Origin of the sequence: Crossiella sp. CA198 (genome assembly GCF_052078295.1) — a bacterium.
Lineage (GTDB): Bacteria > Actinomycetota > Actinomycetes > Mycobacteriales > Pseudonocardiaceae > Crossiella.
Window position 1 is genome coordinate 381,819 of sequence record NZ_JBQJIM010000006.1, and the last position, 25,494, is coordinate 407,312.

The following is a 25,494-nucleotide window of genomic DNA, read 5'->3' on the forward strand; positions in this document are numbered from 1 at the left end:
GATCAGATTGGTTTAGACCATCTCAGAGGTCAGGACGGCGGCGCGGTCGACTCCCTGACCACCAGCTTCGGCCGGAACACCCGGCTGTAACTGCCGCCGCCGCGCCGGGCGGCCGGATTGAGCCGCTGGACCAATTCGTCCACCGCGGCCCTGGCCATCTCCTCGATCGGCTGGGCGAGCGTGGTCAGCGCGGGTGAGCAGTAGGCGGCCAGGGGGATGTCGTCGAAGCCGACGATGGACAGCTCCGCCGGCACGCTGAGTCCGCGCCGGTGCGCCTCACGCATGGCGCCCAGGGCCATGTGGTCGGAGGAGCAGATCACCGCGCTCGGCCGAGGGCCGGCCAGCAGGGCGCTCATCGCGGTGGCGCCGCCCGCCGCGCCGTAGGGGGCGTGTGCGATCAGGCCGGGGTCGGCGGGCAGCCCGGCCTCTTCCAGCGCCGCGGACCAGCCCGCCCGCTTGAGCCGGGAGGGCAGCGAGCGGGCCGGGCCGCAGACGAAGCCGATCCGCCGGTGCCCGAGTTCGACCAGGTGCCGGGTGGCCAGGTAGCCGGCGACCTGTTCGTCCACGGTCACATCGGGCACGTCCAGCGCGGGCGCGCCGCCGTTGACGAAGACCATCTGCACGCCGTCGGCCAGCAGTTTCCCGTAGTAGCCCGCGCCGCCGTCCTCGGCGTTGGTGATCTCAGGGGAGACGAAGACCATGCCCTCGACGCCGCGGGCGAGCAGCATCCGGACATATTCCTCCTCGACCAGCTCCCGGCTCTCGCCGTTGTGGTCGGCGCCGTCGGCGCGCAGGCTGGCCAAGCGGGTGTTGCACAGCAGCGAGCCGTAGCCGGCCCGCGCCGCCCTGGTTTCGAGGGCCTCGGCGAAGGCGGGGAAGACCGGGTTGGACAGCTCGGGCACGAGCAGGCCGATGACGCCGGTGCGTTGCAGCGCGCCGAGTCCGCGCGGGGTGTAGGGCAGGTCCGCGAGCACGCCGAGCACCCGTTGCCTGGTGGCCTCGTTGACCCCGGCCCGCCGGTTCAGGACCCGGCTGACCGTGGAGATGCTGACCCCGGCCGCACGCGCGATATCGGCAAGTCCCGTCACGAGCCGACAGCCTGCCCCGTACAGCAAGTTTTTGCAATCACTGGGCCAACTGGAGCCGTCAGACACCCCCGTTACGGCTTGGTTACGCGCCAGACCTTGACCAAACCCGGGCATTGGGTATGAAATCCGCGTCAGCCTCAACGCAAAAGCTTGCAAAGATGCAGCGGGTACCGGAGGGAACGACAGCAACGATGCGACGCACTTCCCGAGGACAGGTTTCGAAGCTCGTCCAGGTCGCCACCCTTGGCCTGGCCGGCGCGCTGGCCCTCACCGCCTGCGGTGGCGGCGGCGCGGCTGGCGATCCCAACAAGGTCGTCTACTGGGACACCAGCGGTCCCAACGAGTCCCCCGTGTTCAAGAAGATCGCGGAGGGCTGTGCCAGCAAGGACGGCTACCAGGTCGCGGTGGAGACGGTGGCCTTCGACCAGGCCCGCAACAACTTCAAGACCAGCGCGCAGGGCGGCCAGGGCGCCGACGTGTTCCGGGCCGAGGTGGCCTGGGTGCCGGAGCTGGCCAGCAACAGCCTGGTGGTCGACCTGACCGACACCGCGCTCGGCAAGGACACCGCGGACTTCCTTGAAGTGCCGCTGGGCTCGACCAAGTTCAACGGCAAGACCTACGGCGTCCCGCAGGTCACCGACGCGCTGGCGCTCTACTACAACAAGAAGGCGCTGGCCGACGCCGGAGTCGCGGTGCCGACCACCTGGGATCAGGTCAAGGCCGCGGGCGCCAAGCTCGGCGAGAAGGCGTTGTTCATCAACAACGACGGCTACTACGCGCTGCCGTTCATCTACGGCCAGGGCGGTGACCTGGTGGACACCGCGAGCAAGAAGATCCTGGTCAACTCGCCGGAGTCGGTGCGGGGCCTGGAAACGGCCAAGGGCCTGCTCGACGCCAAGGCCGCGCAGACCGCGCTGGACCCGACCAACTCCAACACCAACATGAAGGCCGCCTTCTCCACCGGCGGGGTGGCCATGGTCATCGACGGCCCGTGGGCCGCGGTGGACCTGCTCAAGGGCGATGCGTTCAAGGACGCGGCCAACCTGGGCATCGCGCCGGTCCCCGGCGGTCCGGCAGGCAGCAGCTCCCCGGTGGGCGGGCACGACTACGTGGTGCGCCAGGGCAGCAAGGCCAAGGACAACGCGATCAAGCTGGTGCAGTGCATGTCCAGCACCGCCTCCCAGGTGACCGTGGCCAAGGAGCTGGGCCTGCTGCCCACCCGCAAGTCGGCCTACGAATCCGCCGAGGTCAAGGCGCAGCCGGTGATCGCGGGCTTCACCCCGGTGGTGCAGAAGGCGCACCCCCGGCCGTGGATCCCGCAGGGCGGCGAGCTGTTCGACCCGCTCAAGGTGGCCTACGCGGACGTGCTCTCCGGCAAGAAGACGGCCAAGGCGGCGCTGGACGAGGTCGCCAAGGTCTATAAGGACCAGGTCGTCAAGGACTACTCCTGAGTCGGGTGGTCGGGTCGAGACCTGGCGCAGGCCCCGACCCGACCACCCCCTGTCCCCGGAGAGATGAGTTAGTCGTGCGGAACTTCTTCGCCAGGCACTGGTACGCCTACGCGATGGTGCTGCCGGTCGTGGTGGTGATCGGGGTGCTCGTCCTGCTGCCCTTGGTGCAGGGCGTCTACTACAGCTTCACCAACATCAACGAAGCCACGATCGCCAACCCGATCCTGGACCGGCCCGCCAGCTATGAATGGGTCGGGCTGACCAACTACCTCAACGTGCTCTCCGGGGACCCCTCCTACGGGGACTTCTGGGCCGTGCTGGTGCGCACGCTGATCTGGACCTTCGCCAGCGTGTTCTTCCATTACGTGATCGGCCTCGGCCTGGCGGTGCTGCTCAACCGGCGCATCGCCGGGCGCGGGCTGTACCGGGTGCTGCTGATCCTGCCCTGGGCGGTGCCCGCCTTCATCAGCGCGTTCGCCTGGAAGTACATGTTCAACGCGCAGTACGGGATCATCAACCAGCTGCTCGGCGCGGTCGGGCTGCCGCAGCCGGTGTGGCTGGGCCAGTCCGATCTGGCGCTGGTCGCGGTGATCATCGTGAACATCTGGCTGGGTGTGCCGTTCATGATGGTGGCCCTGCTCGGCGGGTTGCAGTCCATCCCCGGCGAGCTGTACGAGGCGGCCGAGATCGACGGCGCCACCGCCTGGCAGCGCTTCCGCAACATCACCTTGCCCGGCCTGCGCTCGGTGTCCAGCACGGTGGTGCTGCTGGGCACCATCTGGACCTTCAACATGTTCGCGGTGATCTACCTGGTCACCGGCGGGATCAACCCGAACACCCGCATCCTGGTCATCTACGCCTTCGAGCGGTTCTTCTCGGGCGCCTCCCGGGACTACGCGATCGCCTCGACCTACGGCGTGCTGATCCTCTCGCTGCTGCTGGTGTTCGCCTCGGCGTACCGCAGGGCGCTGCGCAAGCAAGGCGAGGTCTGGTGATGTCGACAAAACTGAAGCGCGGAACGCGCTCCCCCCTGGCCAGTTTCGGACTGCACGCCACCCTGGTGCTCGCCTCGGTGATCGCGGTGTTCCCGGTGTTCTGGGTGCTGGTCACCTCGTTCAAACCGGACTCGCGCGCGGTGGAGCCCACCCCGAAGCTGATCAACGAGTTCACCACCGGCAACTACACCGACGTGCTCACCGGGGCCAAGGGCGACTTCCTGTCCTGGTTCGGCAACTCGGTGCTGATCGCCGCGCTGACCACGGTGATCGCGGTGTTCCTCTCCGCGACCACCGGGTACGCGGTCAGCCGGTTCCGCTTCCCCGGCTACCGGGCCACCATGCTGAGCTTCCTGCTCATCCAGATGTTCCCGTTCGCGGTGCTGATCGTGCCGCTCTACAACATCATGCTCAGCCTGGGCCTGCAGGGCAGCAGCTTCGGCCTGGTGCTGATCTACTGCACCACCGCGATCCCGTTCTGCGCCTACATGCTCAAGAGCTACTTCGACACCATCCCGGCCGATATCGACGAGGCCGGGCGGATCGACGGACTTTCGCACTTCGGCGTGTTCTGGCGACTGGTCATGCCGCTTGCCCGGCCGGGCCTGGCGGTGACCGCCTTCTACGCCTTCCTCACCGCCTGGGGCGAGGTCGCCTTCGCCTCCGCGTTCCTCTCCGCGGCCGATCAGAGCAAGACGCTGGCGGTCGGCCTGCAGGTGTTCGTGCAGCAGAACCGCACCGAGTGGGGCCATCTGGCCGCTGCATCGATCCTGGTCGCGATCCCCGCGGTGATCGTGTTCTACCTCGTGCAGCGGTTCCTGGTAACCGGGCTCTCCGCGGGCGCGGTAAAGGGGTGAAACGGGCAGCGCATCCTGCAACTGTCTGTGGTCTTTACCAATTAGTGTCGCCCAGGGGGCTGACGTGAGACCGCTCACCAGCTAGTTTGGCGTCACCTGCATCACATCGAAAGGGACCACACATGGCCGAGGTCGCCTACGTCAACGCCTCGCGGGTCTACGCGGGCACTCCCCCGGTGCGAGCTGTGGACCAGCTCCAGCTGGACATTGCCGATGGCGAGTTCCTCGTGCTCGTGGGCCCCTCCGGCTCCGGCAAGTCCACCGCGCTGCGCATGCTCGCCGGACTGGAGGACGTCGATGAGGGCGCGATCCAGATCGGCGGCAAGGACGTCACCAACGTGCCGCCGAAGGGCCGCGACATCGCCATGGTGTTCCAGTCCTACGCGCTCTACCCGCACATGACCGTCGGGGAGAACATGGGCTTCGCGCTCAAGCTCCGCGGCGTGCCGAAGCCGCAGATCAAGGAGAAGGTGCTTGAGGCGGCCAAGATGCTCGACCTCGAGAAGTACCTCGAACGTAAGCCGAAAGCGCTTTCCGGTGGTCAGCGCCAGCGGGTCGCGATGGGCCGGGCGATCGTGCGCGAGCCCAGCGTCTTCCTGATGGACGAGCCGCTGTCCAACCTGGACGCCAAGCTGCGGGTGGAGACCAGGGCGAACATCGCCACTCTCCAGCAGCGGCTGGGCACCACCACTATTTACGTGACCCACGACCAGGTCGAGGCGATGACCATGGGCCACCGGGTCGCGGTGCTCAAGGACGGTCTGCTGCAGCAGTGCGACACCCCGCGCGCGCTGTATGAGACCCCGGCCAACGCCTTCGTCGCCGGCTTCATCGGCTCGCCCGCGATGAACCTCAAGACGGTGCCGCTGACCAGCGGTGGAGCCCAGATCGACGGCTTCGAGGTGCCGCTGCCGCGGACCGTGCTGGACAAGGTCGGCTCGGCAGGCCTGACCGAGGTCACCTTCGGGGTCCGGCCGGAGTCGCTCAAGCTGGTCCCGTCCGAGGACGAGGGCATGACCATGGTGGTCGAGCTGGTCGAGGAGCTGGGCGCGGACGCGATCCTCTACGGCAGCGTGCGCATCGGCGACCGCCCGGAGCGGTTCACCGTGCGTGTCGACGGCCGTACTCCCCCGGCGCTGGGCCAGACCGTGAAGGTCGGCCTGCGCGACCAGGGCGAGATCCACCTGTTCCACCCGGAGAGCGGCGACCGCCTCACGGCGACCACCGTCTGATCTGGTCTTCTACCGCCGAGCGGCGTGGTCGCGATCTATTCGTGACCACGCCGTTCCGCTTATGAGCCACACCACCTCACCGGCACTTGCTCCGGCGGGTTACGCTGAACTCGACAACGGTTTCCATTCTTATGAGTGCAGCCACCCCGTTCGGAGGAGGATCCGATGACTCCGCGTAACACCCGGCAGACGGCTGCGGTCGCCGCCCTCGCCGCGGCCGCGCTCACCCTGACCGCCTGTGGCGGCACGCCCGCGAGCAGCGGCGGCACTCCTGCCCCGGACGGCAAGCTGGCCGTGGTGGCCTCCACCAACGTCTGGGCCGATGTGGCCCGCGCGGTCGGCGGGGACGCGGTGTCGGTCAAGGCCGTCGTGGGCGCGACCGGGGACCCGCACTCCTACGAATCCACCGCGGCCGACGCGGCCACCGTGCGCGGCGCCGCGCTGGTGGTGTTCAACGGCGGCCACTACGACGACTTCATGCCGCAGATCATCAAGGGCGAGACCGGCAAGCCCGTGGTGGAGGCGATGAAGGTCGCAAGCCAGGACGAGCACGCCAAGCCGGAGACCGCCGAGGCCGGGCACGAGCACGCCAACGAGCACCTCTGGTACGACCTGGACGTGGTCGAGGACGTGGCCAAGGCCATCGCCGCCAAGCTGGGCGAGCTGAAGGCCGACGCCAAGGACAGGTTCACCGCCAACGCGCAGGCGTTCACCGCCAAGATCGACGCGCTGGAGCAGAAGGTGGACGCGATCAAGGCCGCGCACACCGGTGTGAAGGTCACCGCCACCGAGCCGATCGCGCACTACCTGCTCGATGAGGCCGGACTCGCCGATGTCACCCCGGCCCAGTTCAGCAAGGCGGTCGAGGAGGAGAATGACCCGCCGGCAGCCGCCATCGCGGAGATCCAGAAGCTGGTGACCGAGCGGACGGCCCGGGTGCTGGTGTACAACCCGCAGACCGAGTCACCGGTCACCAAGCAGGTCAAGGAGAACGCGGTCAAGGCGAACGTCGCGGTGGTCGAACTCACCGAGACGCTCCCGGAGGGCAAGGACTACACCCAGTGGATGGGCGCGCAGATCGACGCACTGGCCGCGGCGCTGAAGAAGTGACCGCCGCGGTCCGCCTCCGGCAGGCCCGGCTCGCCTACGGCGACCGGGTGCTGTGGGACGGGCTGGACCTGGACGTGGCGCCGGGTGAGTTCCTGGCCGTGCTCGGCCCCAACGGCTCCGGCAAGACCAGCCTGCTGCGGGTGCTGCTGGGCATGCACCCGCTCTCCGGCGGCACCGCCGAGGTGGGTGGCGAGCCGGTCCGCAGGGGCAGCACCAAGATCGGCTACATCCCGCAGCAGCGTGCCGTGGACACCTCGCTCGCCCTGCGCGGCCGGGACCTGGTCGGACTCGGCCTGGACGGCCACCGCTGGGGCCCGTTCGGGCTGCGCGGGCGGGCCGCCCGCCGGGACCGGATCGACGCCGCGCTGACCTCGGTGGGCGCGGCCGGGTACGCCAAGGCCCCGGTCGGACTGCTCTCCGGTGGCGAGCAGCAGCGGCTGCGGGTGGCCCAGGCCCTGGTCGGCGAGCCCGCGGTGCTGCTCTGCGACGAACCGCTGCTGTCCCTGGACCTGGCGCATCAGCGGGTGGTCAGCGCGCTGATCGGCGAGCGGGCCCGGCAGAGCGGGGCCGCGGTGCTGTTCGTGACGCACGAGATCAACCCGGTGCTGGACCAGGTCGACCGGGTGTTGTACCTGGTGGAGGGCCGGTTCCGGATCGGTCCGCCTGCCGAGGTGATGACCAGCGAGACGCTCAGCGAGCTGTACCGGACCCGGGTCGAGGTGCTCCGGCTGCGGGACCGGATCGTGGTGGTCGGCGCGGACGCCGAGACCGCCGCCGAGGACTGCAGGCACGTGCGCGAGCCCGCGGAGGAACTGCGATGAGCCTGGAGTCCTTCTTCGCCAAGCTGTTCGACCTCCAGCTCACCCTGAACCTGCTCAACGAGGACTTCGTCCAGAACGCGCTGCTCACCGGCCTGGTGCTGGGTCTGGTGTCCGGGGTGCTGGCGCCGATGGTGGTGGCGCGGAAGATGTCCTTCGCCGTGCACGGCACCGCCGAGCTGGCCTTCACCGGCGCGGCCGCGGCCCTGCTGCTGGGCCTGAGCGTGGGCACCGGGGCGCTGCTCGGCTCGGTGGTGGCCGCGCTGATGCTGGGCCTGCTCGGACAGAAGGACACCGAGCGGGATTCGGTGATCGGCGCGGTGCTGTCCTTCGGACTGGGCCTCGGGGTGCTGCTGCTGGCGGTGAATCCGACCAGGACGAACAACAAATTCAGCCTGCTGATCGGGCAGATCGTGACCGTGGACCCTGGCGAACTCACCCTGTTCGCGCTCACCGCCGCGGTGGTGCTGCTGGTCTTCGCGCTGATCTACCGGCCACTGCTGTTCGCCAGCGCCGACGAGCAGGTCGCGGCCGCCAGGGGTGTCCCGGTGCGACTGCTGACCCCGCTGTTCGCGGTGCTCGTCGGCGTGGCGACCGCGCTGGGCGTGCAGACCGTGGGCGCGTTGCTGGTACTGGCCCTGATGGTCACCCCCGGCGCGGCCGCCGCCCGGATCACCGCCCGGCCCGGCCTGGCGATCCTGCTCTCGGTGATCTTCGCCGAGGTCGCGGCCATCGGCGGCATCCTGTTGTCACTGGCCCCCGGCGTCCCGGTCAGCGCGTTCATCACCGCGCTGAGCTTCCTGATCTACCTGATCTGCCGGGGAGTCGGCGGTTACCGGCTGAACCGGGCGAAGTCCGCCACGGTCTGAACCGCGGCCAGCCGCGCCGAGGTGTTGTGGTCGACCGCGCCGAGGTCGGTCAACGGCGCCCCGATCCGCTCGGCGCAGCCCTGGCTGTGCCGGATCGCGATGTCCTTGTCCCCGGTGGCCGCGAACAACTTCACCGGCACCAGTGGCCGCCACGCGCAGCTCTGGCTCTCCCGGTTCAGCGCGGCCCGCAGCGCCGGGTCCGGGTTGGCCAGCCGGTCCAGGAACTCCGGCGTGAAGAACTCCGCCGGGTGCTTCGGCAGCCGGGGGAACAGCTCCTGGTTGGGGGTGAACCCGTCGAAGAGCGGCGCCAGTTCCGGCCGCTGGAACACCTTGGCCGGATCGTCGTAGAGGTGGTGCACCCGCTGCCAGGAGGTCACCATGAACCCGAGGTAGGGCACCGCGTTCCCGGCCTTGCCCGCCACCGCGTCCGCCACCGCCGAGGAGAAGTCGTACGGCGCGCTGATCGCCGAGACCGCCCGCACCCCCAGCCCCGGTTCCCGCCCCTGTTGCAGGGCCTTGCCCAGCGCCATCGCCCCGGACCCGCCCTGGGAGAACCCGGCCACCAGCAACCGCCGCTGCACCCGGATCCCCTGCCGCGCGACGAAGGTCCGCGCCGCCCGCACCGCGTCCGCCGAGGCGGTCACCAGCGAGTCGTGGTGCATGTACGGGTGGAAACCGGCCCCCTGCCCCAGCCCGAGATAGTCCGGCGCGACCACCAGTTTCCCCGCTGAGGCAAAGAGATAGCTGGTCGCCCGGTCCCCGCTCTCCGCCCGCACCGAGGCCTGATCGCCCCGGTAGACCTGGGTGCCGTGCAACCAGGTGACCGCGCTCAGCTCCCGCTCCGCCGCCCTCGGCACCGCCACCAGCCCGGTCGCCGTGGTGGGTTTCCCGTGCGCGTCAATGGTTTTGTACTCGATCCGGAACCCGTCCACCGCCCGCGTGGCCAGTGGCGAGGACAGGTTGAACCTGGCGAGATACCCCGGCATCTCCGCCGCCTCGACCGCACCGACCGAGGTCGCCGACAACAGCGTGCCCCGCCCCGATTCCGTTGCCTGCGCCACAACCGGCAGCCCGGCCAGCACGACCGCCGCGCTGACCGCGGCGACCGCCTTCACCCCAGTGATCTTCATGCGCCCAGCCTGCCGGGACCCGCGAACCCGCACACCAGGTCTGGACCCCCGAACCAAGTGGGGACTTTCCCCTACCTGGGCCGGGGTTTCGCCGCCAGTTCCTTGCCGAATGCCTCGATGAACTCGTTGCTGAGGAAGCCCGCGGTGCCGCTGGTGAGGTTGCGCTCGACGGCCTCGAAGACAACCACGTCGTTGTTGGCCGCGGTCTTGCCGGAGGCCACCGGATCGGCCACCGCGTAGCCGTAGTGCTGCACGGTGAACCCGGACATGGCCGCGGGCAGGTAGCGGCTGATGGACACCAGGAACGAGTCGCCGAAGACCACCACCTGGCCCGGCAGCATGCCCGGCAGCTGGCTGGTGGTCACCGGGATCGGCGTGCTGAAGGTGGCGTTCATGCCCTTGGCCCGGTTCTCCGTGCCGTTGGGCTTGACCTCGTAGTGGAAACCGGCGTTCTGCCCGGACTGGCCGATCATGCCCGCCAGGTCGGCCGGGCTGCTGTAGGACTCCCCGAGCGAGACCGACCAGGGCGCGGTCACCCCTGGCTGCAGGCGTTCGGCCAGCTCGCGCACGGCGGCCACCGCGCCCTCGTCGCCCCAGTGCGTGTCCTGCTTGTGGTAGACGGGTTTGCCGAGCCGCTTCTTGGTCTCGGCGAGAATCGGCCGCACGTCGACCACGCCGGGCTCGACGGAGAACTTGTTCCAGAACTCGGTGGCCGCCGGGGCGGCGCACTCCTTGCCGCCGTAGCTCGCCGGGAGCTGGCCGGGTTCCACGGTGCTCTTGTCCGGCGGCACCAGCAGCAGGAAGCCCCGGCCGGATGCCTCGACCACCTGCTTGAGCCTGCGGATGCGGCTGAGCGTGTCGTCGATGGTCTTGTCCGGCTTGCACTTGGCCTGGAAGTCCAGTCCGAAGAACAGCCAGTCGTCCTTGCCCGCGACCACCCTGGTGAACCCGGGCAGCGCCTGCTGCTGGTCCACCGGCACCTGCTGCTTGGGCACATCCGGGGTACTGGTCTGCACGCCGCCGACCGGGCCTTGCTGCTGACCGCGGTCCAGCGGGGCGGGTTCGCCGAAGAGCCCCTTGCTGATCCCGTCCGCCGCGCGCACCGCGTCCTGCCGGAACACCAGGTGATCGGTGGCCCACTGGGAGAACCCGGTGAAGAACCCCCAGCCCTGGCTGAGGCTGGGGAACTCGGCCAGCGGCCGGTTCTCGAAGGACTCCACCCGCGCGCCCAGCGTCCAGGACAGCACCGGGGTCACGAAGAAGACGCAGGCGGCGATCAGCGCGCCGAGCTGCTTGCTGCCGTGCCGGGGCCGGTGCAGGGCGTGCTCCCGGGGGAGCAGCGACTCGTGCACGGCGGGCAGCCGGGTGCGATGCGGTGGGTGGCCCTGGGCGGTCACCCGCTCACGGTAGCCTCCGCCACGCGGCCTGTCGGCCGAACGGACGAAAGCGGAGTGGCCGGTGGCGGAGGACACGCAGCGGGAGCTGTGGCAGGCCAGGGCGTTGCGGCTGCTCGCGGTGCTGCCGCTGATCGGAATGCTCATCGAGGTGGCCCGTGCGCCCCGGATGCACTTCCTGGACTACTGGACCTTCCTGGTGCAGGCGGCCAAGCCGGACGGCTCGCTGGACCTCGGCGGGCTGCTCGCCTACCACAACGGGCACCCGATGATCATTCCTCGGCTGCTGTTCTGGCTGGACGCGAAGTACCTCGGCGGCTCCAACCAGGTCTTCGGCCTGCTCACCGTGCTGCTCTCGGCGATCACCGTGCTGGTGCTGCACCGGCTGCTGCCAGCCGGGCTGAGCCGGGTCCGCCGGGCCGCGCTGCTGGCCGCGTTCTCGTTCCTGTTCTTCGCGCCGAGCATGCTCGACCTGTACGGCATCGGGATGAGCGGGGTGAGCTGGCTGCCCGCGCTGCTGGCCGGAGTGCTCGCGCTGGTCGCCGCACGGGCCGGACGGACCTGGGTGGCGCTGGCGCTGGGCCTGCTGGCCTGCCTGTGCCACGGCACCGCGTTCGCGCTCTGGCCAGCGCTGGCGCTGGTGGCCTGGCTGCGCGGGGACCGCCGGTGGCGCACCGTGCTGCCGCTGGTCATCGGCGTTGCGGTGGTGGTGTTCTGGCTGGTCACCGCCGAATCCGACGCCAGTCCGCCGGCCGCGTCGCGGATCGGCCCTGACAGCTACGTCGGGGTGTTCGCCAGCCTGCTCGGCCAGCTCTGGTCCCCGCACGTGGACGGGCTGGCCTACCTCACCGGCGCGCTCACCGCGGCCGGGCTGGTGCTGGTGCTGGTCACCGCGATCCGCACCCGCCGGGAACCCGGCGCCGATCCGGCGCTGCCCGCGCTGGCCCTGTTCACCCTGCTGGTCGCGGTGATGATCGCCTACACCCGGACCAGCGCGGGTAACACGATCGGGTTGTCACCGCGGTACGCCGGGATCTCCGCGCTGGCCATCTGCGTGCTGCTCGCGGTGCTGCTGCCCCGGTTGCTGCCGGGCGCGCTGACCGCGGTGTGCCTGACCGTGGCGCTGGTGACCTACGCGGTCGCACCGGGCAAGGCCACCCAGATCCGCGATTCCTACACCGAGCAGGCGGTGCTGGCGGTGGCGATGCGGGTGGGCGCGGTGCAGACCTACGAGTCCAGCCAGTCGGTGCCGCGCGCGGTGCTGCCCCGGCTGACCGCGCTGGGCACCTACCCGTTCAGCCCGGACTTCACCCTGGGCTGCGGCCTGCCGGTCGAGCTGGGCAGCACGGTCGATCTGGCCACGATCCCGGTGCTGCCCGGCCCGCCGGGCGCCGGTGGTTCGGCAGGCAACGTGGAGACGCCGATCCGCGGGGACACCGTGATCAGTGGCTGGGCGGTGGTCCAGGGGCGGCGCGCGGACTGCGTGCTGGTGGCCGACCGGGACGGCCGGATCGTCGGCGGCGGCGCGGTCGGCATCGGGCGACCGGACCTGCTGACCACGCTGCGGGTGCCCGAGGCACGGGGCGGCTGGCACGCGGTGGCCAAACCGGACCTGACCGAGGGCCGGATCCTGGTGGTGGCCAGGGGCAAGCTCCACCAGGTGCCGGGCGGCGGAAAATAGGAGGCCGGTCCGCCCCTGCGGAGTTAGCCTCGGCGAATGCTGCGTGGCGAGAAGGTCGTGCTCCGGCCCTGCACCAAGGACGACGTCGCGGTGCTCTTCGCCGAGCAACGCGCGGACGTGCCCGGTTTCATGCTCAGTTCCTCCGCCCCCTGGTTCCCGGTGCCGATGGAGACCGTGCTGGCCAGCTGGGAGCCGGTGGACGATCACTACTCCAAGCCGATGCCCAAGAGCGCGACGTTCGCGATCGAGGAGAACGGGGAGCTGGCCGGGTCGGTCACGTTGTGGGCGATCGACTACCACCATCGCAACGCCGAGATCGGTATCGGGCTGCGGTCGGACTTCCGCGGGCGCGGGCTGTCCACCGACGCGCTGCGGGTGATCTGCCACTACGCCTTCTTCGTGCTCGGGCTGCACCGGGTCCGGCTGGTCACCGGGGCACGCAATGTGCCGATGCAGAAGGCGGCGCTGGCGGCGGGGTTCACCGAGGAGGGACGGCACCGCGAGGCGTGGTGGGAAGGGGACGGTTTCGCCGACGACGTGCACTACGGTCTGCTTGACCGAGAATGGCGGACCCTTCTTGCCCAACAACGAGTTCGGTGACTTCCAGACCCCGCTGACGCTGGCTCGCGCGGTGCTGGCCACGCTGCCGCCGCGGGACTACCGCAAGGTGCTGGAACCCACCTGCGGCACCGGCAGTTTCCTGGCCGCCGCGGCCGAACTGGGTGTGCCGCAACGGATCGGGGTGGAGATCCAGCCCGCGCACGCCGAACTCGCCAGGGCGCACGGCGACATCCGCGAGCAGTGCGTGTTCGGCCTGGATCTGGGCGCCGACCTGCCATGGGCGGCCGAGGGTGAACTGCTGGTGCTGGGCAATCCGCCGTGGGTGACCATGGCCGATCTGACCCGGTTCGGCTCGGCGAACGTGCCGGTCAAGGCCAACACCCGCAACCGGCCGGGGATGGCCGCGCGCACCGGTGAGTCCAATTTCGATGTGGCCGAGTACATCTGGCAGAAGCTGCTCAGCGAACTGCGCGGGCACCGGCCGACCATCGCACTGCTGTGCAAGACCCAGGTGGCCCGCAACATCCTCGGGCACTGCGCGGAGCAGCGGATCCCGGTCGAGGCGGCCACCCTGCGGCTGATCGACTCGCACCGCTGGTTCGGGGCCAACGTGGACGCCGGGCTGCTCACCCTCCGGCTCGGCGACACCCTGTGCGAGTACACCTGCGCGCTCTACGATTCCCTTGACGCGGCAACGCCTTCCCGGCATTTCGGCCTGGTCCGTGGCCGGCTGGTGGCCGATGTCGAAGCCTATGACCGGACCGCGGCGGCGGACGGGGCCTGCCAGCTGGAGTGGCGGCAGGGGGTCAAGCACGACGCCACCGCGGTGATGGAGCTGACCGGTCCGGCGCCGATCGAGGACGAGCACCTCTACCCGCTGCTCAAGAGTTCGGACCTGGTGCACGGCAACACCACCACCGCCCGGCGCAGGCTGGTGCTGCCGCAGCGCAGCCTCGGCGAGGACACCGCCGCGCTGGCCCGCACCGCGCCGAAACTGTGGCGCTACCTGCTCGCGCACGCCGAGGCGCTGGACAACCGGCGCTCGGCGATCTACCGCGCCCGGCCCCGGTTCAGCGTGTTCGGCATCGGCGAGTACACCTTCGCGCCGTACAAGGTGGCGATCTCCGGGATGTACAAGAAGGTGGAGTTCCGGCTGGTCGCGCCGATCCAGGACCGGCCGGTGCTGCTCGATGACACCTGCTACTTCCTCTCCTGCGCCGACCTCGCCGAGGCCGCGGTGCTGACCGCGTTGCTGCGCGACCGGACCACCGCGACCCTGTTGTCCGCGCTGGTGTTCTGGGATGCCAAGCGCCCGATCACCAAGAAACTGCTGCAGCGGATCGACCTGGCCACCCTGCTCGGCACCGCCGGGCACCGGGCGCTGGCCGAGGCCGCGGCCAAGCTGACCATCGACCTGCCCGAGCAGGTGACCCCGGCCGCCGCCCAGCGGGCCATCGAGGCGATGACGGCCCGCTGGGACGCGCTCAGCCGGTAGCGACGGTCACCGAGTCGATCAGCATCGGGCGGCCGGAGGCGGTGGCGGCGTTGGGGTCCCCGGCCAGGCGGCCGCCGATGGCCACGTTGAGGATGAGGAAGAACCCGTGGTCGGTGGCCTGCCGCCAGGCCTGCTCGCCCACTCGCTCGCGGCTGATCGCGAAGGTCTGCCGCCCGTCCAGGTACCAGCGGATCTCGCCCTTGCCCTGGTCCAGTTCGATCGCGTACCGGTGGAAGTCCCGCTGACAGCCCGCGCACGGGATTTCCCCGCTGCCCAGGCCGATCGGCTCCTGGCACGGACCGCCGGGCAGCGCGCCGCAGTGGAAGGTGCCGAAGACCGACTCGCGGCCGTTGAGCGATTCCAGCACGTCGATCTCGCCGACGCCCGGCCAGCCGGTGTTGTCCCGCCGCACCGCGTCGCCGAGTAGCCAGAACGCGGGCCAGTACCCGGCGCCGTCGGCCTGGCCCACCTCGGGCAGCTTGATCTCCGCCTCCACCCGGAGCAGCCCGCCGGCGGGAGCGCGGAAGTCGGTGCGCGCGGATTCCAGCCGGCCCGAGGTCCACTGGCCGTTGGCCCGGATCGGGGTGATGGCCAGCTGTCCCTTGCCGTTGTGCCGCACGTTGCCGGTCGAGTCGGTCATGGTCTCGATCTCGCCGGTGCCCCACCGCGGGGCCGGGCAGCCCGGGTAGCAGGTGCCGGTGGCGTGCTGCCAGCGCCGTGGATCGGGTGCGGAGCCATCCGGTCCGTCGAAGTCCTCGCGGAAGACCTGCTGCCACACCGGTGGCAGCAGTCCCTGCCGCTCCAGGGTTTTCTCCACCCTGCGGCCGAGCAGCGCGACCGCGGTGGCGGTCAGGTGCGAGTCGTCCCGGTAGAGCAGCACGCCCTGGCGCACCGCCGGGCAGCTCTCGCCGGGACACAGCACCGCGTTCATGTCCACTGTGGACAGTCCGGCGCGGTTGACCAGTGGATCTGGCCGCAGGGCCTGGCTACGCGGGAAGTCACACGCCGCCGGGTCCGCGGATACGCAGGACGGGATGTCCTTGCCCGGCAACGGCGTGTCCCGCAGGTAGACCAGCGGCGCGCCGGTGGCGGCCAACCGGTCCAGGCTGCGCTGCCAGGCCGCGGCGAGCAGGTCCTGGTCCGCGGTGTACTGGTTGAGCGAGGCCAGGAAGACCAGTTTCGGCCTGGTCCCGGCGACCTGATCCAGGGTCTGCTGCCGCCAGGTGTCGCATTCGGTGTAGGCCCGGCCCAGGGTCGGGTTGTACACGGTCAGCTCGGGCAGCGGGCAGCCCTGTTTGACCCGCACCCGGACCGCCCAGCCACGCCGTTCGGCCAGCTGCCGGACGGCGGGAAACCATTGGCTGGCATGGGAATCGCCGATCAGCAGCACCTGCGGCGCGGCCGGATCGCCGAAGAGGCACTCCGGCCCGGTCAGCTCGGCCGGGAACAGCTCGCAACCCGGCACCGGCGGCACGTCGGCGCGGGCCCGGTGCACCGGTGGGGTCAGCCCTGGGGCCGGGCTGGTGAGCAGGTCCGGGCCGTCGGCTGCGGCTAGTGGCAGAGTGGCAGACAGTTCGGTGATGCCGCCGCCCATCATCCGCTGGGCCGCGCTGCCGGTGACCAGTCCGGCGGCGACCGGCAGCAGCACCGCGGTCACCCCGATGGCCAGTCCGCGCACCGGCAGTGCCGAGATGGTCGGCGAGAACCGCACCGGCTGCTCCACCAGTTTCGCGGTCAGCCAGGCCGGTCCGGCCGCGGCCAGCACCAGCGCCAGCTTCACCGGCCAGGCCAGCTGCCCGGAGACCGCCTCGGCGAAGACCAGCACCGGCCAGTGCCACAGGTACCAGGAGAAGGACAGCCGTCCCATCGCGCGCATCGGCCTGGTGCTCAGGAAGCCGCCGATCCCGTTGCCCTGGGCCAGGATCACCGCGACCGTGCCCAGCACCGGCAGCAATGCCGCGGAACCAGGGAAGGCGGTCGCCGAGCTGAACAACACGGTGGCCGCCCCGATCGCGCCCGCGCCCAGCAGGCCGAGCACCCAGCGCGCCAGGCCGGGCAACCGCAGCCAGGGCAGCGCGATCGCGGCCAGCGCGCCGAGGCCGAACTCCCAGGCGCGGGTCGGCGAGCCCAGGTAGGCAAGGGGTTCCGAACTCGCCGTCCAGCGCACCGACAGCAGGAACGAGCCAACCGTGAGCAGCCCGATCGCCCCGGCGATCACCGGCACCGCGGGCCGCCCCAGCTTGCGGGCCAGCACGGCCAGGCCGAGCAACAGCGGCGCCCAGACCAGGTAGAACTGCTCCTCCACGCCCAGCGACCAGAAGTGCAGCACCGGACTGTGCTCACGGGCCGCGGCCAGGTAGTCGGTCTGGTTGGCCACGAACCGCCAGTTGGCCAGGTTCAGCGCGCCGAAGAGCACGTCGTAGGCGACGTCCTTGGCCCGCAACGGCGGCAGCAGCAGCCAGCTCAGCACCGCCACCACGACCAGCACCACACCGGCCGCCGGCAGGATCCGCCGGGCCCGGCGCGCGTAGAACTCCTTGAGCGAGAAGCCTCCCGCGCTGCTGATGTCGGCCAGCAGCAATCCAGTGATCAAGAAACCAGAGATGACGAAGAAGACGTCCACGCCGACGAACCCGCCGCCGAAGAACGGCACGCTCGCGTGGAAACCCAGCACGGTCAGCACGGCCACCGCGCGCAGACCCTCGATATCGGCCCGGCGGCCCGGGTGGTAATCCGTCATCACAGGATCCCGTCCACCAGGCCGGAGGCGAGCAGCCCGAACAGGCCCAGCGCCACCGTGATCGCCAGCAGCTCCGGCCAGCTCCGGTGCGCGGCCGTTGCCGCCCAACGGTTCCCGGACCCGATCGACTGCCGATCCGGCCGCCACAGCGAGTTGGCCAGGTCCACCAGCAACGGCACACTTAGGTAGCCCTGCACCAGCAGATACCCGGCCAGCGCCCAGTAATTGCCGATTCCGTAGGCGAAAACCCCTGCGGCAAAGCCGATCCAGCCCGCCAGAGTGGTGATTCCCATCCAGGCAAAGGCGATCAGGCTCACCCGCCGCGCCAGTCCGCCGCGCCCCTGGCTCACTCCGGTCGGCACCCAGCTCGCGCCGCGCCCGCGCAGCGTGTGCCAGACCGCGGCCGCGCTGGCGAATCCGACCAGCTGATGCGCCCGGATCACCTGCATGCTCCACCGGGTGCGGGAGACCGCCGGGATCAGCACCAGCCAGGTCCACACCGGCAGCAGGAACGGCAACATGTGCCAGGGCCGGACCTCCCCAGGGCTGAGGGCCAGCATGATCAGCGGCGGCAGTGGCGCGGCGAAGACGTTCACCGCGGTCAGCAGGTAGCTGACCACGCCGTTCCAGTACGACAGCAGCAACCGGCGACCGGCTCCGATCCGCACCACCTCGCGTGCGGTGAGCAGGTGCAGGTTGCCCATGGCCCAGCGGTACTGCTGACTGACGAAGGCGGGCACGGTGTCCGGCGACAACCCCTTGGCCAGCAACAACGGCAGGTACTGGGTCCGGTAGCCGCGGCCGAGCAGGGCCAGTCCGGTGTACATGTCCTCGCTGTGGTCCAGCTTGGCGAACCCGCCGACCTCCTCGATCGCGGCCCGCCGGTACATCGCGTTGCTGCCACAGCAGATCGCCGCGTCATTGGCGTCCCGCGAAGGCTGGATCCAGCGGAAGAACCACTCCTGCGCCGCACCCGCGGCCCGCTGCAGCCAGTTCATCGACGCGTCGGTGGCAAAGCACTGCGGGGTCTGCACGATGCCGACCCCGGCATCCTCGAAGTAGGGCGCCAGGTGCACCAGCAGATCCGGGCGCGGGCAGAAATCCGCGTCCAGGATGACGATCAGCTCACCGGCCGAGACGGTCAGCGCGTGGTTGAGGTTCCCGGCCTTCTTCAGGTGCCCGCGATCCGGCCGCACCACGTAGTCGAACCCGAACTCCGCGGCCAGCTCGCGCACCTCCCGGCGCGCCCCGTCATCAAGCACCCAGATCCGCAGCCGCCCATCCCAGCCCAGCCGCGACACGTGCTGATAGGCGTTGCGCAGCACCGGGATCGGCTCACCACAGGTCGGCAGGTACACATCCACGCTCGGCAGCACCTCCGGCCGCCACACCCGGACCAGCAGATCGTGCTGTGCCCGGCTGACCCGCCGCGGATTGCCGTTGTCCAGCAACGACATCACCACCCCGGCCACGTTGAGCACGAGCACCCCGAGGAAGAGCCACAGCCAGGGCGTGCGCACCGAGAACTGGAACAACGCGACCGCGGTGAAGACGAACGAGAGCGAGGACAGCACCAGCACCCAGCGCCGTTGCGGCCCGAAGTACCAGTACACCTCCTCGTCACCGGGTGGCCGCGGTAGCAACGCGGCGGGGTCGGCTGGAATGTCGGCGGCCGTGGGCGGAACGGGGACGAGCGTGCTGTGCGACATGGTCTCTTCCGAAGCGGCGGCGGCGGGTCCGGTGGGACCCAGCTCCAAATGGTATAGACCATTGAACGATTCAGGAGACTTGCCAACGTTGCTCGTGGCAGAGGTCACCGAGGCTCTGACCTGCACTCACCCAATCGGCGCAGGTAACGGGCCGGTCCCGGACAGCTCGCGGTGTTCTCGCTCACCACGACGGGCGCGGGACCGGGCCGGGCTCAGAACTGGTAGTACAGGAACGGGGAGAAGGTGCCGGTGGCGACCAGGATCGCGGAGTAGGCCAGGCCGACGGTCAGCACCGTGATGCGCAGCGCGGTGGCCTGTGGCGAGCGCACCGACTCCAGGTACGGGCCCAGCGGGCGGGCCGGCAGGAAGACGATCACCATGGCCAGCAGCAGGAGCAGCAGGCGCTGGTTGGTCAGGGCGGCGTCGACGCTGTCGGTGAGGCCGGTGAAGTCCGGCAGGAACATGTTGCCCAGCATGGTGAACGCGGCGCCCAGGGTGGTGGACTTGAAGAAGATCCAGCCGATGATCACCAGCAGCAGGGTGAGCGCGCGGCGGCCGAGCTGGCGGCCGACGGTGGCAGGGGGGCGGTCCCAGCGGCGGGCGCGTTCGATCACCAGCAGGATGCCGTGGTAGACGCCCCAGACCAGGTAGGTCCAGTTCGCGCCGTGCCAGAAACCGGTCAGCACGAACACGATCGCCAGGTTCCGGTAGGTGTGCGCGGTGCCGTGCCGGTTGCCGCCGAGCGGGATGTAGACATAGTCACGGAACCAGCGGGACAGCGACATGTGCCAGCGCCGCCAGAACTCGGTGACGGTGACCGAGGAGTACGGGCGGGCGAAGTTCTCCGGCAGCCGGAAGCCGAGCATCCGGCCAAGGCCGATGGCCATGTCCGAGTAGCCGGAGAAGTCGAAGTAGAGCTGCAGGGTGAAACCCAGCGCGCCGAGCCAGGCGACCGCGAAGGTCATCTTGTCCGGCGGGGTTGCGAAGCAGGCGTCCACCATCGGCGCCAGCGTGTCCGCGATCACGACCTTCTTGGTCAGGCCGAGGGCGAAGCGCGGGAAGCCGCTGGCGATGTCGTCCAGCCGGTGCGTGCGCAGCTGCGGGAGCTGGTCGGAGATCTCCCGGTAGCGCACGATCGGACCGGCCGCGAGCTGCGGGAACATCGCGATGTAGGTGACGAAGGAGACCGGGTTGCGCAGGGCAGGGCGCTCACCGCGGTAGATGTCCACCACGTAGGAGATGTGGTGGAAGGTGAAGAAGGAGATGCCGATGACCAGCGTCAGGTGGGTCACCGGGAAGTCGCCGCCGAACAGCTTGGCCAGCCCGGCCAGCTGCTCGGTGGCGAAGCCCAGGTACTTCCACACCAGCAGGATCGCCACGTCGAAGCCGATCACGCCGATCAGCACGTACCGGCGCTGCCTGGCGGCCTGCTCCGGCTCGTGCTCCTTCGGCTCCAGCCGCGGTCCGGCCAGGAAGTTGACCACGATGCAGGCCAGCAGCAACAGCGTGGACGAGCCGGACCCGGTGGCGTAGAAGACCAGGCTGGCCACCGCGATCACGCCGTTGCGCCAGGTCCTGGGCAGCACAAGCAACGCCACCAGGGTGAGCGGCATGAAGTACCACAGGAACAGCGGGCTGACGAAAGACATCTCTACCTCGGGTCACAGTGCAGCCCGCTGACCCTATCGGAGCAACCAGGTCCGGATGGTCAGATCCGCCCGGCCGCCCGGCGGCGACGGGCGACCTCGGCCAGCAGCACACCGGCGGCCACCGAGGCGTTGAGCGACTCCACCCCCGGCGCCATCGGAATGCCGATGGTGGCGTCGCAGTGCTTCTTCACCAGCTGGGACAGGCCCCGGCCCTCGGAGCCGACCACGACCACCAGCGGACCGGTGGCCAGTTCCAGCTCGTCGATGTTCATGCTGGCGTCGGCGTCCAGGCCGACCACCATCAGACCCGCGGTGGCCCAGTCCTTGAGCGTGCGGTTGAGGTTGACCGCGATGGCCACCGGCAACCGGGCCGCGGTGCCCGCGCTGGTCCGCCAGGCCACCGCCGTCATGCTCGCGCTGCGCCGCTGCGGCACCACCACGCCGTGCGCGCCGAAGGCGGCCGCGGAGCGGATCACCGCACCCAGGTTGCGCGGGTCGGTCACCCCGTCCAGGGCCACCAGCAGCGGCGCCACGCCGGAGTCGCGGGCGATCTGCAGCAGGTCGTCCGGGTGGCTGTAGCTGAACGGCGGGACCTGCAACGACAGGCCCTGGTGCATGGCGCCGTTGGTGAGCTTGTCCAGCTCCGGCCGGGAGACCTCCAGCACCGAGATGCCCCGGTCGGCGGCCATCCGCACCGCCTCGGTCACCCGCTCGTCGGTCTCGATGCCCAGCGCCACGTACAGCGCCTGGGCAGGCACGCCCGCACGCAGGCACTCCACCACCGGGTTGCGCCCGGCCACGTACTCGGAGTTGGTCGACTCGCCCTTGCGCCGTGCCCTGGCCTGCTCGGCCTTGGTCGCCGCGGCGGCCTTGCGCCCGGCGGGGTGGTGCTCGCGTTCGGTGGCTCGCGGCGTGGGTCCCTTGCCCTGCAAGCCCTTCTTCCGCTGGCCACCGGAGCCGACAACGGCGCCCTTCTTCGAACCAGGGTTGCGCATGGCACCCTTGCGCCTGGAGTTACCGGCCATGTTCTCAGCAGTCCTTCAATGTCCATAGTGGACCGGAGGCGGTGTCCTCTACCGCCACTCCGGCCGCGAGCAGTCGGTCGCGCAGCAGGTCCGCCGTGGCGAAATCCTTGCCTGCCCGTGCCTTCTGCCGCTCTTCCAACAGTCCCTCGACCAGCGTGGTCAGCGCGACCCGGGAGCCTTCGTCCACAGTGGACGCGACCTCCCACTGCTCCGACAACGGGTCAAGGCCAAGCAGCCCGGTCATCGCGCGCACCGAGGCGGCGATCTCGCGGGCCTTCTCATCGTCACCGGCGTCGAGCGCGGCGTTGCCGTCCCGCACGCTGGTGTGCACCACGGCGATGGCCGCCGGGGTGCCGAGGTCCTCGTCCATGGCCGCCACGAAATCGCCGGGCAGCCCTTCCTCGCCGACGCAGCCGGTGCGCTGCACCACCCGCCGCAGGAAGCCCTCGATCCGCCGGTACCCAGCCACCGCGTCGTGCAGGGCGTGCTCGGAGTACTCGATGGTGGACCGGTAGTGCGGGGTGACCAGGTAGTAGCGCAGCTCGGGCGCGCGCACCCGCTGCAGCATCTCCGGGATGGTCACCGTGTTGCCGAGCGACTTCGACATCTTCTCGCCGCTCATGGTCACCCAGGCGTTGTGCATCCAGTACTGGGCGAAGCCGTCCCCGGCCGCCCGCGACTGGGCCTGCTCGTTCTCGTGGTGCGGGAAGACCAGGTCCACCCCGCCGCCGTGGATGTCGAACGCGGGCCCGAGGTAGGCGGTGACCATGGCCGAGCACTCCAGGTGCCAGCCGGGACGCCCACGGCCCCACGGCGTCGGCCAGGACGGCTCGCCGGGCTTGGCCGCCTTCCACAGCGTGAAGTCACGCGGGTCGCGCTTGCCGGTGGCCGCGGACTCGCCCTGCTGCACCTCGTCCAGCTTCTGCCCGGACAGCGCGCCGTACTCAGGGAAGGAGGCGACCGCGAAGTACACGTCGCCCCCGGCCGCGTAGGCGTGGCCGCGCTCGATCAGCCGGTCCATCAGCTCGATCATCTGCGGCACGTGCCCGGTGGCCCTCGGCTCGACCGAGGCCGGCAGGCAGCCCAGCGCGTCGTAGGCGGAGATGAAGGCGCGCTCGTGCGTGGCCGCCCACTCCCACCACGGCCTGCCGTGCTCGGCGGCCTTGGCCAGGATCTTGTCGTCGATGTCGGTGACGTTGCGCACCAGCGTGACGTCGTCGCCAGCGCGCGCCAGCCAGCGGCGCAGCACGTCGAAGTTCAGCCCGCTGCGCACGTGTCCGATGTGCGGCACGCCCTGCACGGTGGCCCCACAGACATAGATCGACGCAGCCCCAGACCGGAGCGGGTGGAATTCCCGCATGCTCCTGGTAGCGGTGTCATGAAGTCGGAGAGCCACCCGACAAGGGTACGGGTTCGACGGACGTGCTAATGACCAGCCCACCCACCGGGATTTCAGTTTCCACCACTCGGCGCTGTGGCCTACGCCGGAAGTAGGCCGTGTGTCCGCAGGACGGCCCGCAGCGCGTCCGGGCGTTGCGCCGTGGGCAGCGGCGGCACCAGCGCGAAGGCGCAGCCGATCGCCTCGGCCCCGCCGTCGGCCTCCTGGCTGTCGCCGATCATGAGCACCTCGGCGGGGTCCAGGCCGATCCGCGCGCAACCGGTGCGGAACAGCTCCGGGTCCGGCTTGACCCGCCCCTCCACATAGGAGAGCACGTACTCATCGGGCAGGGCGGCCACGCCGTGCCGGTCGAAGACGGTGCGGATATCCCAGGCGATGTTGCTCAGCACGCCGACCGGGTAACCGGCGGCCTTGAGTTCGGCCAGCACCGCGGCGGTGTCCGGGTAGGCCTGCCAGGAGGCGGGCTCCAGCAGCCGGTCGTAGACCTTGCCCGCCAGCGCGGCGTCCGGCACCCCGATGTTGGCCAGCGCGGCCAGGTGCACCTCGCGGTGCAGGTCAGGGTCCAGATCCCGGCGGTCCCACGCCTCGTGCAGCGCCGGCGGCAGGCCCTCCAGCCGTCCGGTGGGCGCGGTGAGCTGCCGCAGCAGGTCGGCGGCCGCGGCGTCGTCCATCAGGCCGTCCAGCCAGTTGTCGCCCAGTTCGAGCCGGAACAACGTGCCGGAGAAGTCGAAGAGCACCCCGCGAATGGTCACGGGCCCGACGTTAACCCAGAGACCCAACCGTGATCACACCTTCGTGGCGAAACGAACAGCGGCGCTGCGCGATCTCACGACCGAACCCAAGGAGGCCAACGGATGAACACCGTCCACAATGGACTACGCAGGCAGCTGCTCGCGCTCGCCCTCGGCGCACTGCTGGCCGCGGGCGCCAGCCTGGCCTACCCGGTCACCGCCGAACCCGCGCCGACCCCCGTGGCCGAACCGCTCAGCCGGTGAGTTCGACGTCCCTGGTCTCCGGCAGGCCCAGCACGCACAGCAGGCTCAGCACCGCGGCCGCGGCCACGTAGATCCCGACCGCCCCCGGCCCGAAGTCCGCGGCCAGCGCGGCCGCCACCGTCGGCGCGAGCGCGCCACCGGCCACCCCACCGAGGTTGTAGGCGAAGGACGATGCGGAGTAGCGGAATCTGGTGTCGAACAGCTCGGGCAGGAACGCGCCGAGCGGACCGTAGACCAGGCCCATGGCCCCCAGCGCCAGTGCCAGCGCCACGCCGGCCAGGACCACACTCCCGCTGCCCAGCAGCGGGAAGAGCGCCAGCCCCGCCAGCACCGAGAACGCGGTCCCGAAGATCAGCACCGGTTTGCGCCCGTAGGCGTCGGCCGCCCTGGCGGAGACGATCGTGCCCGCGGCGAGGGCCCAGATGGTGATGATGGACAGGATCAGCATGGTGTTGCGCGAGTACCCCAGCACGGTCGTGCCGTAGGAGAGGCAGAACGTGGTCGCGGTGTAGAAGAGCACGTAACAGATGACGATCACGCCGCCACCCAGCACCAGCCGCCGCGGCGCCCGCCGGAACATCTCCACCAGCGGCATCGACGCCCGCTCCCGCTTGTCCACCAGCTCGGTGAACACCGGCGTCTCAGCGATCCGCAACCGCACGAACAGCCCGACCACCACCAGCACCGCCGAGGCCAGAAACGGCACCCGCCAGCCCCACTCCTGGAACTCCGCGTCGTCCAGCACCGCCGAGAGCAGCAGGAACGACCCGCTCGCCGCGAAGAACCCGACCGAGGGCCCGAGCTGCGGGAACGCCGCGTACCAGCCCCGCTTGCCCTTGGGCGCGTGCTCGGTGGCCAGCAACGCCGCCCCACCCCACTCGCCGCCAAGGCCCAGCCCCTGCAGGAACCGGAACACCACCAGCAGCACCGGCGCCAGCACCCCGATCTGCGCCGCCCCCGGCAGCAACCCGATCGCCACCGTGGCCAGCCCCATCGTCAGCAACGAGGCGACCAGCATCGACTTCCGCCCCACCCGGTCCCCGAAGTGCCCGAACAGCAGCGAGCCCAGCGGCCGCGCGATGAAGGCCACCGCGAAGGTGGAGAACGCGGCCAGCGTGCCGACCACCGGGGAGAGGTCGGGGAAGAAGGTGGAGTTGAGCACCAGCGCGGCCGCGGTGCCGTAGATGTAGAAGTCGTAGAACTCGATCGCGGTGCCGATGAAGCTGGCCAGAGCGATCCGGGTCGTCCCGTTTGACCTGGTCACGCGGGCAGCGTGCGGCACCACGCGGTGATCGT

The 25,494-nt window shown here is 70.3% G+C and carries 21 protein-coding genes; 11 read left to right on the forward strand and 10 right to left on the reverse strand.

Annotation, left to right across the window (positions count from 1 at the left end; translation table 11 throughout):
* Window positions 1–29: 29 nt before the first annotated feature.
* Window positions 30–1,088, reverse strand: coding sequence for a LacI family DNA-binding transcriptional regulator (locus tag ACTOWY_RS12900; RefSeq protein ID WP_441309825.1), 1,059 nt, complete (start codon window positions 1,086–1,088; stop codon window positions 30–32).
* A gap of 191 nt (window positions 1,089–1,279) precedes the next feature.
* Between ACTOWY_RS12900 and ACTOWY_RS12905 the strand changes: the two genes are divergently transcribed.
* The 7 genes from ACTOWY_RS12905 (at window position 1,280) to ACTOWY_RS12935 (ending at window position 8,420) form a co-directional block, all read left to right on the forward strand.
* Complete coding sequence (locus ACTOWY_RS12905; RefSeq protein ID WP_441309826.1) at window positions 1,280–2,539, forward strand: extracellular solute-binding protein; 1,260 nt, start codon at window positions 1,280–1,282, stop codon at window positions 2,537–2,539.
* Between the two features lie 74 nt (window positions 2,540–2,613).
* Entirely contained in the window at window positions 2,614–3,534 is a 921-nt protein-coding gene (locus ACTOWY_RS12910; RefSeq protein WP_441309827.1) for a carbohydrate ABC transporter permease, read from the forward strand.
* Window positions 3,534–4,391 carry a sugar ABC transporter permease gene (locus tag ACTOWY_RS12915; protein WP_441309828.1) on the forward strand — a complete coding sequence of 286 codons (858 nt, stop codon included), beginning with the start codon at window positions 3,534–3,536 and terminating at the stop codon, window positions 4,389–4,391. The genes ACTOWY_RS12910 and ACTOWY_RS12915 overlap by 1 nt, the downstream gene beginning before the upstream one ends.
* A 122-nt stretch (window positions 4,392–4,513) precedes the next feature.
* Window positions 4,514–5,623, forward strand: coding sequence for an ABC transporter ATP-binding protein (locus ACTOWY_RS12920; RefSeq protein ID WP_247761409.1), 1,110 nt, complete (start codon window positions 4,514–4,516; stop codon window positions 5,621–5,623).
* 165 nt (window positions 5,624–5,788) lie between these two features.
* On the forward strand, window positions 5,789–6,733 hold the full coding sequence (locus tag ACTOWY_RS12925; RefSeq protein WP_441309829.1) for a metal ABC transporter solute-binding protein, Zn/Mn family: 945 nt from the start codon (window positions 5,789–5,791) through the stop codon (window positions 6,731–6,733).
* Window positions 6,730–7,554: a metal ABC transporter ATP-binding protein gene (locus tag ACTOWY_RS12930; RefSeq protein WP_441309830.1), complete on the forward strand. Its 825-nt coding sequence runs from the start codon at window positions 6,730–6,732 to the stop codon at window positions 7,552–7,554. Before ACTOWY_RS12925 ends, ACTOWY_RS12930 begins: the two co-directional genes overlap by 4 nt.
* Window positions 7,551–8,420: a metal ABC transporter permease gene (locus ACTOWY_RS12935; protein WP_441309831.1), complete on the forward strand. Its 870-nt coding sequence runs from the start codon at window positions 7,551–7,553 to the stop codon at window positions 8,418–8,420. Before ACTOWY_RS12930 ends, ACTOWY_RS12935 begins: the two co-directional genes overlap by 4 nt.
* On the opposite strand, the gene ACTOWY_RS12940 is transcribed toward ACTOWY_RS12935, so the two are convergent.
* Both ACTOWY_RS12940 and ACTOWY_RS12945 read right to left on the reverse strand, forming a co-directional pair.
* Window positions 8,384–9,550, reverse strand: a complete 1,167-nt coding sequence (locus ACTOWY_RS12940; RefSeq protein WP_441309832.1) for an alpha/beta hydrolase — start codon at window positions 9,548–9,550, stop codon at window positions 8,384–8,386. The genes ACTOWY_RS12935 and ACTOWY_RS12940 overlap by 37 nt on opposite strands.
* A gap of 71 nt (window positions 9,551–9,621) precedes the next feature.
* Entirely contained in the window at window positions 9,622–10,947 is a 1,326-nt protein-coding gene (locus ACTOWY_RS12945) for an alginate O-acetyltransferase AlgX-related protein (protein WP_441309833.1), read from the reverse strand.
* 61 nt (window positions 10,948–11,008) lie between these two features.
* Here ACTOWY_RS12945 and ACTOWY_RS12950 point away from each other — a divergent pair, with 61 nt between their 5' ends.
* Genes ACTOWY_RS12950 through ACTOWY_RS12960 form a run of 3 tightly spaced genes read left to right on the forward strand, consistent with a single transcriptional unit; the run spans window position 11,009 to window position 14,681 of the window.
* Window positions 11,009–12,625: a hypothetical protein gene (locus ACTOWY_RS12950; RefSeq protein WP_441309834.1), complete on the forward strand. Its 1,617-nt coding sequence runs from the start codon at window positions 11,009–11,011 to the stop codon at window positions 12,623–12,625.
* A 36-nt stretch (window positions 12,626–12,661) separates the two neighbouring features.
* Window positions 12,662–13,225, forward strand: a complete 564-nt coding sequence (locus ACTOWY_RS12955; protein WP_441309835.1) for a GNAT family N-acetyltransferase — start codon at window positions 12,662–12,664, stop codon at window positions 13,223–13,225.
* Window positions 13,203–14,681: a hypothetical protein gene (locus ACTOWY_RS12960; protein WP_441309836.1), complete on the forward strand. Its 1,479-nt coding sequence runs from the start codon at window positions 13,203–13,205 to the stop codon at window positions 14,679–14,681. The genes ACTOWY_RS12955 and ACTOWY_RS12960 overlap by 23 nt, the downstream gene beginning before the upstream one ends.
* Here ACTOWY_RS12960 and ACTOWY_RS12965 read toward each other — a convergent pair.
* The 6 genes from ACTOWY_RS12965 to ACTOWY_RS12990 all read right to left on the reverse strand — a co-directional run bounded on the left by ACTOWY_RS12965 (window position 14,671) and on the right by ACTOWY_RS12990 (window position 23,955).
* Window positions 14,671–17,421, reverse strand: coding sequence for an SGNH hydrolase domain-containing protein (locus tag ACTOWY_RS12965; RefSeq protein ID WP_441309837.1), 2,751 nt, complete (start codon window positions 17,419–17,421; stop codon window positions 14,671–14,673). The genes ACTOWY_RS12960 and ACTOWY_RS12965 overlap by 11 nt on opposite strands.
* A complete protein-coding gene (locus tag ACTOWY_RS12970; RefSeq protein WP_441309838.1) occupies window positions 17,421–19,130 on the reverse strand; it encodes a glycosyltransferase family 2 protein in 1,710 nt (569 codons plus the stop codon). The genes ACTOWY_RS12965 and ACTOWY_RS12970 overlap by 1 nt, the downstream gene beginning before the upstream one ends.
* 212 nt (window positions 19,131–19,342) lie before the next feature.
* Window positions 19,343–20,779, reverse strand: a complete 1,437-nt coding sequence (locus ACTOWY_RS12975; RefSeq protein WP_441309839.1) for an MBOAT family O-acyltransferase — start codon at window positions 20,777–20,779, stop codon at window positions 19,343–19,345.
* Window positions 20,780–20,838: 59 nt separating this feature from the next.
* Window positions 20,839–21,804 (reverse strand): 23S rRNA (guanosine(2251)-2'-O)-methyltransferase RlmB, encoded by a 966-nt coding sequence (gene rlmB, locus ACTOWY_RS12980; protein ID WP_441309840.1) that lies wholly within the window; start codon window positions 21,802–21,804, stop codon window positions 20,839–20,841.
* A gap of 4 nt (window positions 21,805–21,808) precedes the next feature.
* Complete coding sequence (gene cysS, locus ACTOWY_RS12985) at window positions 21,809–23,200, reverse strand: cysteine--tRNA ligase (RefSeq protein ID WP_441309841.1); 1,392 nt, start codon at window positions 23,198–23,200, stop codon at window positions 21,809–21,811.
* Window positions 23,201–23,283: 83 nt separating this feature from the next.
* Window positions 23,284–23,955, reverse strand: coding sequence for an HAD family hydrolase (locus ACTOWY_RS12990; protein WP_441309842.1), 672 nt, complete (start codon window positions 23,953–23,955; stop codon window positions 23,284–23,286).
* Between the two features lie 102 nt (window positions 23,956–24,057).
* On the opposite strand from ACTOWY_RS12990, the gene ACTOWY_RS12995 reads away from it, so the two are divergent.
* A complete protein-coding gene (locus ACTOWY_RS12995) occupies window positions 24,058–24,198 on the forward strand; it encodes a hypothetical protein (protein WP_441309843.1) in 141 nt (46 codons plus the stop codon).
* On the opposite strand, the gene ACTOWY_RS13000 is transcribed toward ACTOWY_RS12995, so the two are convergent.
* Window positions 24,188–25,462 (reverse strand): MFS transporter, encoded by a 1,275-nt coding sequence (locus ACTOWY_RS13000; protein ID WP_441309844.1) that lies wholly within the window; start codon window positions 25,460–25,462, stop codon window positions 24,188–24,190. The two genes, ACTOWY_RS12995 and ACTOWY_RS13000, sit on opposite strands and share 11 nt — an antisense overlap.
* Between the last annotated feature and the right edge of the window lie 32 nt (window positions 25,463–25,494).